We start from the raw sequence: 15848 nt of genomic DNA on the forward strand, positions 1-15848 counted from the left end.
GTATTTTTAAATCATTATAGCACAATTGTATTAAATAACGTGTTGGTTTATTATAAAAACATGCCAAAAATCGTAAATCACCAAAAACGAAAAGAAGAAATTGCCGAAGCGGCTTGGAAAGTTATCCGTCAAGATGGCATCAGAGGTGTATCGGTCCGCCGAATTGCGGATGAACTGGGTATTTCTCTTGGGTCCTTAAGACATTATTTTGATTCACAGGAGGAATTATTGTCCTTCGCTATGCAGCTCATATCTATAAGGGTTAATCAGCGCATCCAAAAAATCCAGTTTACTGGAAACCCACGGAAAGATGTTGAGCTCATTATCCGTGAAATTACACCGATGGATGAGGACCAGGTGTTAGAGTCCGAGGTGTGGCTCGTTTTTGCCGGTGAAGCCGTGTCCAATGAAAGTATGCGAATGATATTAAGAAATGTTCATCAGGAATTGTATGTTGGTTTTCAACGAATGATTGAGCTGCTCGAAACTAACAACTTGACGAAAGAAGGGACAATCGTAGAAGTTGAAGCCAAACGGCTTCACGCACTTGTGGACGGGCTTGTCGTGCACCACACGACATTTCCTGAATTGTTAACAAGAGATGAGATCACAGCCATCATTACAGCTCATCTCAGCAGCATACTAAGAGCGTAATGTATAGACTAATACACACATTAGGGCCTCCTTTAATACAGTAATAGCAACATAAGGAGGCCGAGATCAATGCTGATGTTTGATAAAGTAAATTTAGAGCACGCATCACCAGGTGGCTGGATGGAAGAAGCTTATCGTTTTTTCTCTGCGAAAATGTCGGATACCGACCACAAATTCCCCTGCATCCCTGCAACCATTGGATATAAATTGAATCATTTCCGCTATGTATTTCTTAGTGATCCCAGAACACCACAAGCTTCGGAGCAATTGGCAAAGAGCCTTGCTGCTTATGGAGAGCAGTCAAAAGAAATCGGCAGCTATACTTCTCTCATTGCTATTTTCGAAACCCCGGTGGACCTCGTTGAGCAATACCAGGTAGAAGATTATCAGCGTCTGTTCTGGGATGTGCTCAGTAAAACGAGCGCGCGGGATGAACAGCCGTGGCCGGAGCATATTCCGCAAGACCCGGATCATAACGTGTGGGAATATTGCTATGGTGATGAGCAATATTTTATGTATTGTGCAACTCCCGCTCATCAGCGAAGGCAAAGCCGGCACTTCCCTTACTTTATCTTCGCCATTACCCCTCGCTGGGTACTTACCGAATTTAACAAGAACATATCGGCCGCTGCTCAAATTAAGAAGAAGATCAGGGAAAGAATTACCGAATATGATGAAACCGGTGTTCACCCAGATTTGAACTTCTATGGCAGTGAGGACAATTTTGAATGGAAGCAATATTTTCTGAGCGACGATGAACAGCCAGCTACGGGTAAATGTCCGTTTGCCCATCTCCATATGAAGAAGATTTAAGTATAAAAAGGAGCAGCAGCGCTCCTAATTATAATGGTCAATCTAAATCGTACCTCCACTTAGTAGAGAGATTAATTACTAGCGCTGCTGCGATTACTCAACCGGAATCCAAATTTCTGAATAACAATCCAGGCTGTACGGATCTTGATCTGTATAATACTCGAACTGTATTGAGCCTGACTGTACATAACCGCTGGAAGGAAGCCATTCCCCATAAATCTGTGTCCAGACCTTTTGCATCGCATCTGGCATGGGACCACGCACCTCAAATACCGCCCATTTTGCAGCTGGAATGCTTAGTCTTGAGAATTGATCAGGCGCTTCCCCTACATAATCTACACCAATCCAGTAAGTCATGCTTTCTTCTCTCTGTTGTTCATCGTGTGCTACACAGACACCGAGTACTCCCTTGATTTCTCCGTTATTCAATTCGATTAGATGGTCGTTTACTCCGTTCTCATGCACTTCATCCCACAGCTTCGGAATCAACCTCATATTTTCTCCATTACATAATGAAAAATCCCGATGGACACCAACCACGTCAAATGTATCTTTGTCAACTATTCTGTAATTCATATATCGTCTCCTTTCTCGAACTTCCTCTAAAGATCATGAATAGTAAAATGCCCTCTCGAGTACAACGCTGAAAAGCGGTTCTGAGAGGGCAGTACAAGTTCAAATGATTATTCCACTGCAGCCGTATCCATCCACATGATTTCCCACAAATGTCCATCCAAGTCTTCAAAGCTTCTTCCATACATAAAGCCATGATCCTGAGGTTCACTATATGATCTTCCACCCGCAGCTAACGCTTTGTCAGCAATTTCGTCAACCTGCTCCCGGCTGTCTGCAGACAAGCATACAATCACTTGCGCTGCTGATTTAGCATCTGCTATCGGTTTATCAATAAAATCCTTAAAACGTGCCTCGGACAGCAGCATTGCATAGATGTTGTCACCAATAATCATGCTCGTTGCATTCTCGTCAGTAAACTGCTCGTTAAATGCAAAACCGATGGCCGAGAAAAAATCGATAGAAGCTTTGAGATTCTTGACAGGCAAATTTACATATATTTGTTTACTTTGAAGAGCCATAAGTCACCTCATCTATTAGGATGAACAGATTATACCAATATTTTACTATATTGGACATCCTTTTTTTGAGTAATACGGCTGCTCGATTCATCGATTTTTTTGATACAAACAGGACTTTCCCAATTACGACATCTTGGACCATAATGAACAGATCTCGAAAATCTCTCAGCAAGAAGTTGAGCAATCGTCGATTTACCACTGCTAATTTTTATAAAGAGTGATGGGATCTTACCCAAGGAAGTAAACGATTATAATAAATTTTCTATCCTTTGATTCCCGAAAGTGTTACTCCTTCAATGATGTATCTTTGCCCAATTACATAGACGATCAGAACCGGAATTAGGGCAATAGATGCACCTGCCATCATTAGCGTCCAGTCCGTTGAATACATCCCTCGATATAAATTCAACATCATCGGTACGGTAAACTTCTCTGGACTGTTTAGAAAGATAAGAGGATTAAAGAAGTTGTTCCACATGCCGAGAAAAGTAAAAATACCTAAGGCAGACAATGCCGGTTTAATCAGCGGCAGCATAATTTTAGCATAGATGGTCAGCCTCCCTGCGCCATCCACTATCGCTGCCTCCTCCATGTCCTTTGGTATTCCGCGAAAGAACTGTCTCAGTAGAAAAACGCCAAACGCATTCAACAGCGCAGATGGGATGATGATGGCGAGATGGGAATCCAGCCAGCCGATATTTTTAAACATCAAATACAGTGGAATAATGGTCACCTGTCCGGGAACCATCATCGTTGCGAGAAACATGACGAACAGAGGCTCCCGCAGCGGAAATTTGATTTTTGCAAAGGCATATGCTGCCATAGAACAAGTAATAAGCTGGCATAGGACAACAATGACGTTAATGTAAAGACTATTGAGATAAGCTCTGCCAAAGGGCAGCGCAGTGAGAGAATCCCTGAAGTTGGTCCATACAAACGGATCAGGAATCCATTTCGGCGGAACGACAAACACTTGGGACAAGTCCTTCAAGGAGCTGAGCAGCATCCAGACAAAAGGCAAAGCCATGATACATGCGCCGATGATTAACACAAAATGAAGCAGCAGCGTACTGATCCTGAAGCCTTTAAGCGGCATCCGTGGTTCCTCCTCTCATATGATGGGCCTTCTAATCCTCATAATGCACCCAACGCTTCGACATTTTCATTTGGAACAATGTAAGGGTAAGGATGACGATGAATAGAATGACGGCCGCTGCCGTGCTTTTTCCAAAAGTAAAATCAACAAATGCCATTTCATAAATATGATAAACCATCGTATAACTGGCTTTTGCTGGTCCGCCCGATGTCATGACAAAGGACTGGTCAAAGACCTGAAATGAGCCGATAACGGACATAATGGTTACGAAAAAGGTGGTTGGCGACAACAGTGGTATCGTAATGTACTTGAGCTGCTGCCATTTACTTGCCCCGTCGATCTGCGCGGCTTCATAGTATGTGGGCGAAATTCCTTGAAGACCCGCCAGAAAGAGGACCATATTTCCTCCAAGCCCCATCCAGATACTTAGCAAAGCGATAGAAGGCATAACAAATCTGCTATCAGTCAGCCACTGCGGTCCCTGTATGCCGAACCACTCCTGTAAGTACAGATTGATCAGGCCAAAATCCGCATTGAACAGCCACATAAAAACAACAGCAACCGCAACGGACATCGTAATATTAGGCATAAAGTAAATCAGTCTATAAAAGACCTTGCCCTTCACCTTGTTCAGTCCAACCGCAACAAGCATTGCGAGAACAATCCCTGTCGGTACTGATAGAATCGTATAGTAGATCGTGTTGACGACAGCGATCCGAAATTCTTCATCCTTCAGCTGGGAAGCAAAATTGGCAAATCCGACAAACTCTTTCGTTCCCATGCCGTCCCAGTTCATCATACTGATGGCAAAGGCAGAAACTAACGGAATCAGGGCAAAACAGATTAAACCCAATAATTGCGGGAAGATAAAGAAATATCCCCATAAGCCGTCTTTCCTTCTGTTGGTCCATGTTGTTCCCGAGGACATTTCACCCTTCGGAGATGAAGAGGGTAACGAAGGTCTCGGCAGCTGCATGTTCACTATACAGGCACCTCCTTAGCTGGGTCATGATCAAGATCACTTGCTCTTATATTCGTCGATCTTCTGGTTCGCCATCGTCTGAATATCCATGAGAGAAGATTCCAGCGGCTGATCTTTCAGCCATAGCGCCTCGAACTTGGAGGCGATGTCCTGAGTTAATCCTGGAATACCCGCTTCAGCAGGAGTAAGTGCATAACCCACCTCACGTGCATCTAAGAACAGCTGTGCATGCTCAGGAAGGTTGCCCTCAAGTACAACTTCATCAACCCCTTCAACGGATGGAACGGCATTACCACCGCCTTGCAGGCGGAATTTTTGACCATCGCTGTTGAGATATTCGGAGAAGAACTGAAAGGCTGCCTCTTTGTTCTTCGAGGCTTTATTAAGCACGAGATAGGCAGTGGCTATCCCTGCCGGCTCTATTTTGTTGCCCGTGTTTGTCGGCCATGTCACGACATCATATTCCAGGCTGGCATTTTTCTTAAACAATGGCAGGTACCAGCGCCCAGCACCGACAAAGCCAACTTGGTTGGACATGAACATCGCATCTCCGCCTTGTCCTTTGGGAAGGGTGCCTGAGAATGTAATATTCTTTACTCTTACGTTATCGTATAGAAACTGAAATGCTTCCTTGGAGCGCTCATCCGTTGCTCCGATAAATTGACCATTCCCATCATAAATCTGGCCTCCGTTCGAAGTAACCCAGCTATGATAAGTGTTCCAGCTGTTATCCAATACGTATCCGTATTTATTGCTCTCACGAATCTTGGTCGTCATCTCCTCAAATTTGTCCCATGTCCATTCTCCGCGCCCCTGCAAATCTGCAGGCAGTTCCGTTATTCCCGCCTCCTCAAGCACCTTTTTGTTATACCAGAGCACCATCGGATTGCAGTCTACGGGAACACCATAGGTTTGTCCGTCCCGCTGAGCTGCACCCCATAACCCTGGAAAGTAGTCCTCCTCTTTAATCAGGCTGCCTTCCGCCTCCATATGCGGTGTAAGATTCTCAATACTGTTATTCTCAATCAATTTAACGATAAGTCCATCTCCGGCATAAAAGATATCCGGGGCTGTTCCTCCTGTAAGCTGTGTCAGAATTTTTTGGTCGTACTCACCGGGGATCGGAATAAATTCCGCCTCAATGTCAGCATGCGTGCTGTTAAATTCTTTCGTCAGCTCCTGATACCGGCTGAGTTCTCCCGGGTTGCCCCAGCTTGCCCATTTGATCTTTACCTTTTCCCCCGACTCTCCGTCCGATCCTTCGCTTCCTGCTCCGCTGCATGCTTGAAGAATTGTGGAGAACAGCAGCGCGAGTACAATCATCGCCCCTCTAACCTGTTTTCTTGTCATCATTTTTCCCTCCCATAAATTTTAGGTGCTGAATGTAGATGACTTCACTACGAAGCATTTTTTGTAAGCGCTTTTATTATAAATCGGGTTGAACTATCCATTGAACGGGATATGTTCCGAAAGAGTGTGTTGAATTCCGATGATTCATTTGCGATACAACCCTTGATATTCAGCAGGAGACATGCCGACCCATTTCTTAAATTGTTTGCTGAAGTGCTTTACATCATTGAAACCGGACATTTCTGCTACCTCATACACTTTGAGCGAGGAGCTTCCCAGCAGCTGTTTAGCATGCCCAAGCCTTAAATGAATCAAATAATCTATGAAGGTATGCCCGGTTACGCGTTTAAACATCTCACTAAAGTAATTACGGCTTACGGATACGTGACTTGCTACTTCTTGAAGTGAAATACTTTTTCTGAAATGGGTCTCTATATAACTGACTGCTTGGGCCACAATTCGTTCATGGATGGATTCTTCCGGAGACAGAGCAGTAGATAACGCTTCGATAAGATCACGATAATCCTGTTTGACAATAGCGATCACTTCATGAACCTGCTTAAACCGATCAAGCTGCCTGATGTGAGCAGCAATTTCGTGCTTTGCTCCCTGCTGAACAAACAGGCTTAACACTCCTTCTGCCTCTGTGATCACCCGCTGCTTGCTGTTTGAGCTCATCCAGCACCTGCATATATTCTCGAGGATTTCCTCTCCTTTGCTATACAGGCCAGAGCGGATCATGTCGGCAAATTGCAATATCGATTCCTGGTTATTTGCTGAATCTGCAGGGTAATCCTTTTCCATTGTTTCAGCAGTCAGCACCTTTCCTGGTCCAGTGAAAAACATCGCAGCAAGCGCTGCTCTCGCCTCTTCCCATGCAGAACGAATCCGGTGTAAAGGTTGATGCTTCCTGCTTATTCCAATAGTCAAATTGAGTTCTGAGCTTGAGAAATCCCGGAGGCTGCGCTGCGTGTCTATCCACTCGGCCAGTAAAGGGAACTTCGCCGTATCCTCAGGCAAATAGATTACACATTGATGAGAATAAGCAGTACAGAAGATGCTATTCGGAAACACCTCATACCATCGCATCTTGAGCTGTTCTAACGAAATATTGGAGCCGTCAGTGTCTAATACAGCCATCCGAAATGCTCCTGCAGTCATCTCCGTATGAAAGGCTGTTGAGGCAACTATATCTTCTGAGAGTGCCTTGTACAGCAGATGCTCTTTCTTTTTATACGGCAGCAGGATGGCCTCCTTCCTATATTCGTTTAGTATCCGAAGGTTTTGTTTTTCCTGGTGCATTTTTTTTCGGAGCTGATCAAGGACAGGGACTAGCGTGCTTTCAGTTAATGTTGGTTTCAAGATATAATCCGAGGCACCTAGCCGGATTCCTTCCCTTACGTATATAAAGTCACTATGGCAGCTCAACAGCAGGACTTGAACCCAAGGACACAGCTCCCTGGCTGCACGGGTTAACTCAAGCCCATCCATAACCGGCATTGCAATGTCCGTAATGAGGATATCGATGTCTCTGCTCTCGACCCATTTCATCGCCTTAGCACCGTTAGCTGCTTCACCTACGACTTCATAGCCATGCCCTTTCCAATCAAAGACCGTCCTTAGTCCTGTTCTTGCTATTTTCTCGTCATCAACCAACAGCACCCTGCACATCCAAATCTCCCCCTTGGCTGGATAAGGTAATCTTCACTTCCGTTCCTGCCCCAATTCCGCTTCTCATTTGCACGCCATAGTTATCGCCGTAATACAATTGAATGGTTTGATGCACATGCCTGACCCCGATATTCATCATCCCTTGGTTAAATCGTTCTCTGTCCCGGTTCAACAGCTCCTCCAATCGATCACTGCTCATTCCAACACCGTCATCACGAATGAGAATTGTTAAATCCTCCTCGTTCAAAGCAACCTTAATCTCGATACGGCCTCCACTGTCCTTTGGAGCAATACCATGAAAAATAGCATTTTCTACAATAGGCTGAAGCAGCATACGCGGCAGCGGTATTTCCCTAAGCTCATCCGGACAGCTGATGTCCAGCTGAATCTCATAATCATATCGGTAACTTTGAATGATCATATATTTAGTAAGCAGATCCAGCTCCTCTCCCAGCCTTATAAAAACACCGTCGCGGGCTAAGCTCCCTTCGAGAAGCTGTACAAGTGTTGTTATCGTGTGATCGACCTCTGTCGTTCGGTTCAGCCTGGCCAGCCATCGGATGGAATTCAGTGTGTTATAGAGAAAGTGAGGGTTAATTTGGTAGCGGAGAGCCCTGATTTCCGCCAGTTTCTTCTCTCGCTCCTCTCTTGCGATTTGTTGAATGAGGATATCGATCTGTTCAATCATTTTGTTAAAGCTCTTGCCAAGCTGTCCAATTTCATTGCTTCCTACATCCGGACTTCGCACACTAAGATTGCCCTCTTCTCCTTTTCGCATCAAACGGCTCAGCTTCACCAGCGGATTTCCTATTTTTAAAGTGACAAAATAACCCATTCCTATTGCAAACAGCAGAGCACCGAGTATAATCCATACTGTAAATTTTCGAATGCTTGCGGAATCAGCTGTCAGTTCTTCCAGCGGTACAATGCCGTGAACATACCAGCCGTTGTTCATTTTTTCAGGAATCATGAGAGTGCTCTTATTTCCACTGTGAAACTGCCTCATTTGAGCGGGGAGCTCCAGATCACTGATTTGCCCGTAGAGCGTCTTGTCCGGATGATAAAAATACTGATGCTCATCATTCGTGATGACCACATAACCGCTGTCACCAAATTGGACCTTGTCGAGCTCCGAAATCAGCACATTGCCCATCATTTCAAAAAATAAAATTCCGGTTATTTCACCTGTTTCCCAGCTGCGAATAGCCCGGCCAAATCCGAATACAGGAAAGCCCATACCCGCCTGTTTGAGGTACGATTCCTCCGATAAACCAAACCAGACAGAGGCTCCATTAGCCTGAAAGATCTGCTTAAACCACTCGGATTGCTCATGGTTGGGAATCGACATAAAGGAGTCGGCGCTGAGCACAGAATTTCGCTTTTTGATATCAAAAATATAAATATCCAGAATCTCAGGCGAGTTGATCATAATGGAGGTCAGCAAATCTTTTCCCTCTTTCACCTTAGCGGTGCTCTCGTATAATCCGGATTCCTGATCCTCCAATATGCCGTGGATAATTTTGCTGTTGAGAAGCATCATGGAGGAATCGTCGATTTTCTTGAAGAACATATTCAATTTGTCACTCAGCTGCGTTATCGTAAGAGACGCTACCTTGCTGACCTGCTCCTCTACAATGGAGGCTGATTTTTCATATGACAGGTATCCCATGATGATTACCGGTATGGCCATACCGATAAAAAAGAGCAAAAACAATTGAACAACGATGGATTGCAGTGATTGAAGGACTCTCTCGGCAAGCTTCCTCATATAAATACTCATCTCCTCTCTTCTTTTTGATAGCGCTTCCAAATGAAGTGAGTTAATATTACAGCATTCTTGTTTAAAAGTCGTCATTTTCTTTGGGGGAAATACAAAATGCCCGAAGTCTAAAGTAATGGACCTCGGGCGCATCAATTATTTGTTATAAATTACTTAAAGCTGGTCCTCTATGGCATTTTGGAGCTGTAATTCCGTATACGCCATTTCCTGACCGTTCAAGAGCAGTACAATACGGTGAAGGCCGGGGTAATGGCGGCGTGTGGTCAAATCTGCCCAGCGATGGGTCCTTGAGCCGGTAAGCCGGGAACCTCCTTCTACTGTTTTGTCCGATAGAAGGAACTTCTTGCGTGACACCTTGCCGCTGGATTTCACAAAATCGATTCCGTATTCCAAACGGATGCGCACAGCTTCGCCTGTGCGAATAAGGAGATTATACTTAAGCTCGGTATTGTCTCCAATCTCGATCTGATTTGGCGTAACGATCAGCTCAGCATCTTCAGCAATTGGCTCTGCTCCCGTAGTGGGTGAATAACCGAACAACGCCATAACTTCTGGAGCAGCCGTTTTGATCAGACCTCGGCAGGCATGTCTAACAATCCAATCCGTATGCGGATTCTGTCCCATCCATTCCTTCGCGATCTGTAGAACCAGCTCTGGGTGATCCTTCGCAATATCATTCAGATTGTTGGCCACACTTTTACGAACATATAAGGAAGGATCCGCCTTCAATTGAGTCAGTATAGGAAGGATTGGAGCGGGGTCACGCTTAAATTCAGTCAATGCTTGTCCCCACGGCAGTCTTGGTCTGCAGCCTTCACTTGCGAGCCGCCGTACATGCTCATTCTCACTTGTAGACCAGGATAGCATTTGCTTCATCATCCGTTCAGGATGCTGAATAATAAACGGTCTTACCGCAAACTCAGCAGAAGAATGCTGCGTAAATGTCTCAAGTGCTCGCATGGACAGCTCAAAATGCTCATCGGCTTGACCGAATACCTCCACATAATCTGGTAGAATCAGATAAGGAAAACCAGAGCAATGCCGGTTCACTTCAAGTAAAATATCGATTGCATGCTCATATCGTTCAGGCAATAAAGCTCCGAGCACGTTAGTAATATGACGAATCCGAGCTTTCAGAGCAAGCTCCTCCCAATGCTCATTCATGACTTTATCTACGAAAGCTTCAGCCGGAAAGGAAGGATCAGCAGCTTGTATCGTTTGTCCGAATTCCATTAGAAAGGCAGGATTGTATATATTTTTCAACGGTTCTGCCATGTAATTATTCTCCTTGTCTTCAATGTAATTTAGACACCACATCGAGAAGATTCTGTAACGCTGCTATTCCACGTACTTGTTCTTCTAATGCGTAATCATTGTAGGCCAATGACTTTAGTGTTATTTCTTTCGCCTGGGCAATGTTATTCTTCTCAAGATCCGCTAATACCTCACGAACAATGTTCAATGAATAGGCGGCTTTTTGCACAGTTCGAATGATCAGTACTCTTCGGATATCAGACGCATTGTAAATACGAAATCCACTATCCTTGTGTCGATCTGGAGTGATCAACCCTTCCTTCTCCCAGTGTCGGATGGCAGACGTAGATACATTTGCTTCTCTTGCTACATCCCCAATTGTAAAATAATTTCGATCAGAGAAACGCGGAATTTCCATCAGCTCATTTAATTCAAGTACTTCTGCCGTTTTTTGTACAGTTTCCTTCTCTGTATGTAGTTTTACCTGTGCTTGATTAACCAGCCATAATGCCTCCGTCTTGTTCCCTCTTATGATAAGCGGCATAAGCTCTTTAATCAATTCCATACCAAATCCAGGCAAGAGCGCACGGATACATTGAAAATAAGCCTCATGCTCCACGGTATAAATTCGGTAGCCATTCTTCTCCCTTTCCACCTTAGGAACCAATCCCCAGGATTCATAATGTCTTAAGGCACTGGTGCTAATGTTCAATTTCTTGGCTATATCAATCCCTCTCATAAACAACTCCTATTCACAGCTTGTAATTTAGAATTAAACCTAATGACGGCTTTCAAGTATAGAATACCCTTACTTCAATAAAAAACATAACAAACCTTAGCATTTGCATCAATATTATATGATCTAAATGTAAGGTGAAATTCATCAAAATCCTAAGGAGTGAAGTTCAAAATGAAGCATACAATCGTACCCTATTTCATGGTGCTGAGTGCACCCCAATTTATTGATTTTACCAAGTCCGTCTTTCAGTCCGAGGTCGTGAAGGTTAACAAGCATGAAGAAACAGGAGGAGTAATTCATGCAGAAATGAAAATCGGTGAGAGCCTCATTTACTTTGCCGATACTTCACATGATGGCAGCTGTGGTCCAGGCGTTTGCGGTGAGTTAAAGAATGACGGATTAATACCAATTCAAATGTATATCTATGTGGATAACGTAGCAGATACATACGAGAAAGCAATTGCAGCGGGTGCAGCATCAGTCATGGAAGTGATGGAAGATGAAGATGGCGGCTGCATGGCAGGGTTTGTCGATCCATTTCAAAACTTATGGTGGCTTCAATCGAAAAAGTAAAGCAGTACAAGAGCCAAAACAAAAAGAGAAGTACCTGTCAAAGCAGGTACTTCTCTAGCCTTAATTCCCATGCAGCAAATATTATGCGTGAAATCTCATACCGTCATATACAGCTTCCACGTATCCGGCACGGATGACAAAATCACCAAAATGCTCTCCATCCTCACGCTCTTTAGCATATCTTGCGATGATCTCATCAAGCGACTCCAATATTTCTTTTTCCCCGATATTCTCTTTGTAGAGCTTATTGAGGCGTGAACCGTTAAATGCGCCGCCCAAATACATATTGTATTTACCAGGTGCTTTGCCGATGAAGGATAGCTCAGCCAGCATCGGGCGGGCACATCCGTTAGGGCAGCCTGTCATGCGGATTACAATCTCCTTCTCACGAAGTCCGTTACTTTCCAGAATATACTCGATTTTTTCCATAAGTGTAGGAAGGTAACGTTCGGATTCAGCCATCGCAAGTCCACATGTAGGAAGCGCAACACATGCCATGGAGTTTCTACGAAGCGCTGAATAATGAAGCCCATCCGTAAGGCCGTATTCAGCGATCAGCTTCTCAATCTTCTTCTTGCTCTTCGGTCCAACGTTCCCAATAATCAAGTTCTGATTCGCCGTGAGGCGGAAATCGCCCTTGTGAACCTTGGCAATTTCACGAAGACCTGTCATCAGCGGATAACCATCTAGATCGACAATTCGTCCGTTCTGGATAAACAGGGTGAAGTGCCATTTGCCATTGCTGCCTTCAACCCAGCCGTAACGGTCACCATTATGATCGAAATGAAAAGGACGCGCAGGCTCCAAAGCATAACCAAGACGAGTGGTCAATTCATTCTTCAGCCAATCCAGACCCCGATCATCTACCGTATATTTGAAGCGTGCGTGCTTACGCACGGCACGATCACCGTAATCACGCTGAATCGTCACAATCTTCTCAGCTACATCTACCATCTGCTCTGGAGTACAGAAGCCGATTAACTTACCCACCTGCGGATATGTTTTGGTATCGCCATGCGACATCCCCATACCGCCGCCTGCGGTCACATTGAACCCTTTCAGCTTGCCATCCTCCACGATCGCGATATATCCGAGATCCTGGGAGAATACATCAACATCATTCGATGGAGGTACTGCAATACCGATCTTGAACTTACGCGGCAGATATACCGCACCATAGATAGGCTCCTGCTCGGCATCATTATCACGGCTGTCAATGATCTTCTCTTCATCAAGCCAGATCTCATGATACGCTCTTGTGCGGGGATCGAGATGATCACTAACCTTACTCGCCCATGCATACACTTCTTCATGCACTTCGGATTGGTAAGGATTTGGGTTGCACATCACGTTCCGGTTAACATCTCCGCATGCAGCAAGTGTGCTTAGCAGTGCATCGTTTACTTCGCGGATCGTGCTCTTCAGATTCCATTTCAGTACACCGTGAAGCTGGAAGGACTGACGTGTCGTCAGCCGGATTGTACCGTTTCCGTATTTATGAGAGATCCGATCCATCATCAGCCATTGATCCGGTGTCACCACACCTCCAGCTGCGCGTACACGCAGCATGAACTGGTAGGCTGGCTCCAGCTTCTGCTTGGCACGCTCGTTGCGAAGATCACGATCATCCTGCATGTAGCTGCCGTGATGCTTCATCAGACGATTATCGTCCTCTGGAATAGAACCTGTAATTGGATCTTTTAATGTTTCAACAAGACTACCTCTTAAATAATTGCTTCGACGCTTTATATCCTCCACATCGCTGTGGGGTGCATTTTGTGGCGGGTACAATTCATTTAGTGCCATGCTAGTATCTCCTTCCGGTATGAAAAGACTTCCTTAGTAAACATCGCGTTGATATCGTTTGTCCTGCTGTAATTGAATCAGATAATCCGTTGCCGCCTCCATCGTCAAGCCGCCTTCTTGTACGAGAATGGCTGCAAGTGTGGAATGCACATCGTGCGCCATCTTCTTCTCATCTCCACAGACGTAGATGTAAGCACCCTCCTGAAGCCACTCGTACAGCTCGCGGCTTCTCTCTAGCATCCGGTGCTGAACATATACCTTCTCGTCTGTATCTCTGGAGAAAGCGACATCCATCCGGGTCAGCACACCATCTGCCAGCCAGCGCTGCCATTCCACCTGATATAAAAAGTCGGTTGCAAAATGCTGATCACCATAGAACAGCCAGCTCTTGCCCCCGGCTCCCTGCTCTTCTCTCTCTCCAATGAATGCACGGAAAGGAGCAACACCCGTACCTGGTCCAATCATAATAATTGGTGCATCAGGGTTCGCTGGAAGCTTGAAGTTATCGTTATTCTGTATAAATACAGGGAGTTGATCTCCTGGTTCGATTCGTTCTGCCAGCTGCACGGAGCAGACACCGTAGCGATCCCGTCCGTTCGCTTGGTAACGTACTGTACGCACAGTCAGATGCACTTCATCAGGATATGCACTTGGACTGCTGGCAATGGAATAGAGGCGTGCCGGAATTTTACGAAGCAGCGTAACGAATTCAGATGCGGTTACACCACGTAGATCAAAGTCCTGGATCAAATCGAGCAGATCATGGTCATTGATATAATTGCGAAGCTCTTGTTCATTACCTGGCTCAAGCAGCTTTCTAAGCTGAGCGTTCGAGGTCAGATTCACAATTTGCTCCAGCAGCGGCTTGGTCAGTACCGTAATTTCAAAATACTTCGTCAGTGCATCCTGTAAAGAGAGCGTGTCGCCTTTTTTGGATACCTGAATGATTTCTTCACCGTTCCACCCTGCTGCAGCAATGATCTCTTCTACGAGCAAAGGATGATTCTGAGGGATGATGCCGAGGCTGTCCCCAGGCTCATAACTTAGTCCAGATCCTTCTAAGGACAGCTCGATATGTCTGGTTTCACGATCGGACCCGCGTCCGTTCAAATTTAGATTCTCAAGCACCTCGGCTTGAAAAGGGTTCGATCTGGTGAACTCTGATTCTGTACTGGTAGAGGCTGCCGCACCTACACTACTGACACTTACCGGAGTTAATGTACTTGCCGCATTCAGCTCAGACAGGACATTATTCATCCATTCAGCTGCTGGCTCTTCAAAGTCAACATCGCAGTCAACTCTTGGCGTCAAACGAGTTCCGCCGAGCTCGGCCAGACGATTGTCAAAATCCTTGCCTGTTTGGCAGAAGAATTCGTAGGAAGTATCTCCAAGTGCCAGAACAGAGAATTTCAAGTCATCCAGCTTAGGTGCACGTTTACTGTGCAAAAATTCATGGAAAGCAATTGCACTGTCCGGCGGCTCTCCTTCTCCATGGGTGCTGACGACAATGAGCAGATTCTGAACCTTCTTCAGATTGTTTGGTTTGAAATCACTCATAGAGCTGGTTGTTACTTCAAACCCTTGCTCCTGAAGCTTCTTGCTGAATTTCTTTGCAATTCCGCTGCTGTTTCCCGTCTGAGAGCCGAACAGCACAGTTATCTCTTTGCTGATCGCAGGTGCAGGTACTGCAGGCTGACCGGCAGCGTTCACTGCCGGGGCTTCTAATGTCGCAGCCACACCGCTTGCTTGAATCGCCGTTAAATAGCCGCTAAGCCATATACGCTGTGTCTCGGATAATGTAGGTAATAATCGATTTAATAGTTCCGTCTGTTCCTGAGTAAATGGGCTGTTAATCACTTGGAGTTCCAATAATATCCACCTCGGATGCTTTGATAATAATTCTCAGTAAGTTTATCAGAATTAATTTGTCTCTACTGAAACTATCACAGGACCAGAGAGTGGTCAATTAGATTGATCTTATGACATCTATCAGGTTTGCTGATAAAGGGTGTTTTTTCGTGAATAAGAGATAATTA

Annotated in this window: 14 protein-coding genes; 3 read left to right on the forward strand and 11 right to left on the reverse strand. The window is 45.1% G+C overall.

Translation table 11 applies throughout. The annotated features are described in order from the left end of the window. Window positions 1-60 precede the first annotated feature (60 nt). Together BLW49_RS22885 and BLW49_RS22890 are read left to right on the forward strand one after the other, a co-directional pair. Window positions 61-654, forward strand: coding sequence for a TetR/AcrR family transcriptional regulator (locus BLW49_RS22885; protein ID WP_090727071.1), 594 nt, complete (start codon window positions 61-63; stop codon window positions 652-654). Window positions 655-723: 69 nt separating this feature from the next. After that, entirely contained in the window at window positions 724-1467 is a 744-nt protein-coding gene (locus tag BLW49_RS22890; RefSeq protein ID WP_076315181.1) for a YqcI/YcgG family protein, read from the forward strand. A 93-nt stretch (window positions 1468-1560) separates the two neighbouring features. Here the strand turns inward: BLW49_RS22890 and BLW49_RS22895 are convergent, their stop codons facing one another. The 9 genes from BLW49_RS22895 to BLW49_RS22935 all read right to left on the reverse strand — a co-directional run bounded on the left by BLW49_RS22895 (window position 1561) and on the right by BLW49_RS22935 (window position 11433). Then, window positions 1561-2043 carry a GyrI-like domain-containing protein gene (locus BLW49_RS22895; RefSeq protein WP_076315180.1) on the reverse strand — a complete coding sequence of 161 codons (483 nt, stop codon included), beginning with the start codon at window positions 2041-2043 and terminating at the stop codon, window positions 1561-1563. A 107-nt stretch (window positions 2044-2150) separates the two neighbouring features. Next, a complete protein-coding gene (locus tag BLW49_RS22900; protein ID WP_076315179.1) occupies window positions 2151-2561 on the reverse strand; it encodes a VOC family protein in 411 nt (136 codons plus the stop codon). 262 nt (window positions 2562-2823) lie between these two features. After that, entirely contained in the window at window positions 2824-3657 is an 834-nt protein-coding gene (locus tag BLW49_RS22905) for a carbohydrate ABC transporter permease (RefSeq protein WP_090727073.1), read from the reverse strand. Between the two features lie 31 nt (window positions 3658-3688). After that, the gene (locus BLW49_RS22910; RefSeq protein WP_047911968.1) at window positions 3689-4585 is read right to left on the reverse strand and encodes a carbohydrate ABC transporter permease; all 897 of its coding nucleotides are present in this window, start codon (window positions 4583-4585) and stop codon (window positions 3689-3691) included. A 90-nt stretch (window positions 4586-4675) separates the two neighbouring features. Next, entirely contained in the window at window positions 4676-5989 is a 1314-nt protein-coding gene (locus tag BLW49_RS22915; RefSeq protein WP_090727075.1) for an ABC transporter substrate-binding protein, read from the reverse strand. A 144-nt stretch (window positions 5990-6133) separates the two neighbouring features. Continuing rightward, entirely contained in the window at window positions 6134-7660 is a 1527-nt protein-coding gene (locus tag BLW49_RS22920; RefSeq protein ID WP_090727077.1) for a response regulator, read from the reverse strand. After that, on the reverse strand, window positions 7638-9428 hold the full coding sequence (locus BLW49_RS22925) for a cache domain-containing sensor histidine kinase (protein ID WP_090727079.1): 1791 nt from the start codon (window positions 9426-9428) through the stop codon (window positions 7638-7640). Before BLW49_RS22925 ends, BLW49_RS22920 begins: the two co-directional genes overlap by 23 nt. Window positions 9429-9593: 165 nt before the next feature. Beyond that, the gene (locus BLW49_RS22930; protein ID WP_090727081.1) at window positions 9594-10715 is read right to left on the reverse strand and encodes a DNA alkylation repair protein; all 1122 of its coding nucleotides are present in this window, start codon (window positions 10713-10715) and stop codon (window positions 9594-9596) included. Between the two features lie 19 nt (window positions 10716-10734). Continuing rightward, entirely contained in the window at window positions 10735-11433 is a 699-nt protein-coding gene (locus tag BLW49_RS22935; protein WP_090727083.1) for a MerR family transcriptional regulator, read from the reverse strand. 171 nt (window positions 11434-11604) lie between these two features. Here BLW49_RS22935 and BLW49_RS22940 point away from each other — a divergent pair, with 171 nt between their 5' ends. Then, window positions 11605-12006 carry a VOC family protein gene (locus BLW49_RS22940; protein ID WP_090727084.1) on the forward strand — a complete coding sequence of 134 codons (402 nt, stop codon included), beginning with the start codon at window positions 11605-11607 and terminating at the stop codon, window positions 12004-12006. Window positions 12007-12087: 81 nt separating this feature from the next. On the opposite strand, the gene cysI is transcribed toward BLW49_RS22940, so the two are convergent. Both cysI and BLW49_RS22950 read right to left on the reverse strand, forming a co-directional pair. Then, the gene (gene cysI / locus BLW49_RS22945) at window positions 12088-13812 is read right to left on the reverse strand and encodes an assimilatory sulfite reductase (NADPH) hemoprotein subunit (RefSeq protein ID WP_090727085.1); all 1725 of its coding nucleotides are present in this window, start codon (window positions 13810-13812) and stop codon (window positions 12088-12090) included. A 33-nt stretch (window positions 13813-13845) separates the two neighbouring features. Next, window positions 13846-15681, reverse strand: coding sequence for an assimilatory sulfite reductase (NADPH) flavoprotein subunit (locus BLW49_RS22950; RefSeq protein ID WP_090727086.1), 1836 nt, complete (start codon window positions 15679-15681; stop codon window positions 13846-13848). Window positions 15682-15848: the final 167 nt, after the last annotated feature.

The sequence above is a fragment of the Paenibacillus sp. PDC88 genome (assembly GCF_900106725.1).
GTDB lineage: Bacteria > Bacillota > Bacilli > Paenibacillales > Paenibacillaceae > Paenibacillus > Paenibacillus shunpengii.

Bases quoted from the DNA above. Each gene is read 5' to 3' on its own strand.
- BLW49_RS22885 (WP_090727071.1), top strand. From the start codon at position 61: ATGCCAAAAATCGTAAATCACCAAAAACGAAAAGAAGAAATTGCCGAA.
- BLW49_RS22890 (WP_076315181.1), top strand. From the start codon at position 724: ATGCTGATGTTTGATAAAGTAAATTTAGAGCACGCATCACCAGGTGGC.
- BLW49_RS22895 (WP_076315180.1), bottom strand. From the start codon at position 2,043: ATGAATTACAGAATAGTTGACAAAGATACATTTGACGTGGTTGGTGTC.
- BLW49_RS22900 (WP_076315179.1), bottom strand. From the start codon at position 2,561: ATGGCTCTTCAAAGTAAACAAATATATGTAAATTTGCCTGTCAAGAAT.
- BLW49_RS22905 (WP_090727073.1), bottom strand. From the start codon at position 3,657: ATGCCGCTTAAAGGCTTCAGGATCAGTACGCTGCTGCTTCATTTTGTG.
- BLW49_RS22910 (WP_047911968.1), bottom strand. From the start codon at position 4,585: ATGTCCTCGGGAACAACATGGACCAACAGAAGGAAAGACGGCTTATGG.
- BLW49_RS22915 (WP_090727075.1), bottom strand. From the start codon at position 5,989: ATGACAAGAAAACAGGTTAGAGGGGCGATGATTGTACTCGCGCTGCTG.
- BLW49_RS22920 (WP_090727077.1), bottom strand. From the start codon at position 7,660: ATGTGCAGGGTGCTGTTGGTTGATGACGAGAAAATAGCAAGAACAGGA.
- BLW49_RS22925 (WP_090727079.1), bottom strand. From the start codon at position 9,428: ATGAGGAAGCTTGCCGAGAGAGTCCTTCAATCACTGCAATCCATCGTT.
- BLW49_RS22930 (WP_090727081.1), bottom strand. From the start codon at position 10,715: ATGGCAGAACCGTTGAAAAATATATACAATCCTGCCTTTCTAATGGAA.
- BLW49_RS22935 (WP_090727083.1), bottom strand. From the start codon at position 11,433: ATGAGAGGGATTGATATAGCCAAGAAATTGAACATTAGCACCAGTGCC.
- BLW49_RS22940 (WP_090727084.1), top strand. From the start codon at position 11,605: ATGAAGCATACAATCGTACCCTATTTCATGGTGCTGAGTGCACCCCAA.
- cysI (WP_090727085.1), bottom strand. From the start codon at position 13,812: ATGGCACTAAATGAATTGTACCCGCCACAAAATGCACCCCACAGCGAT.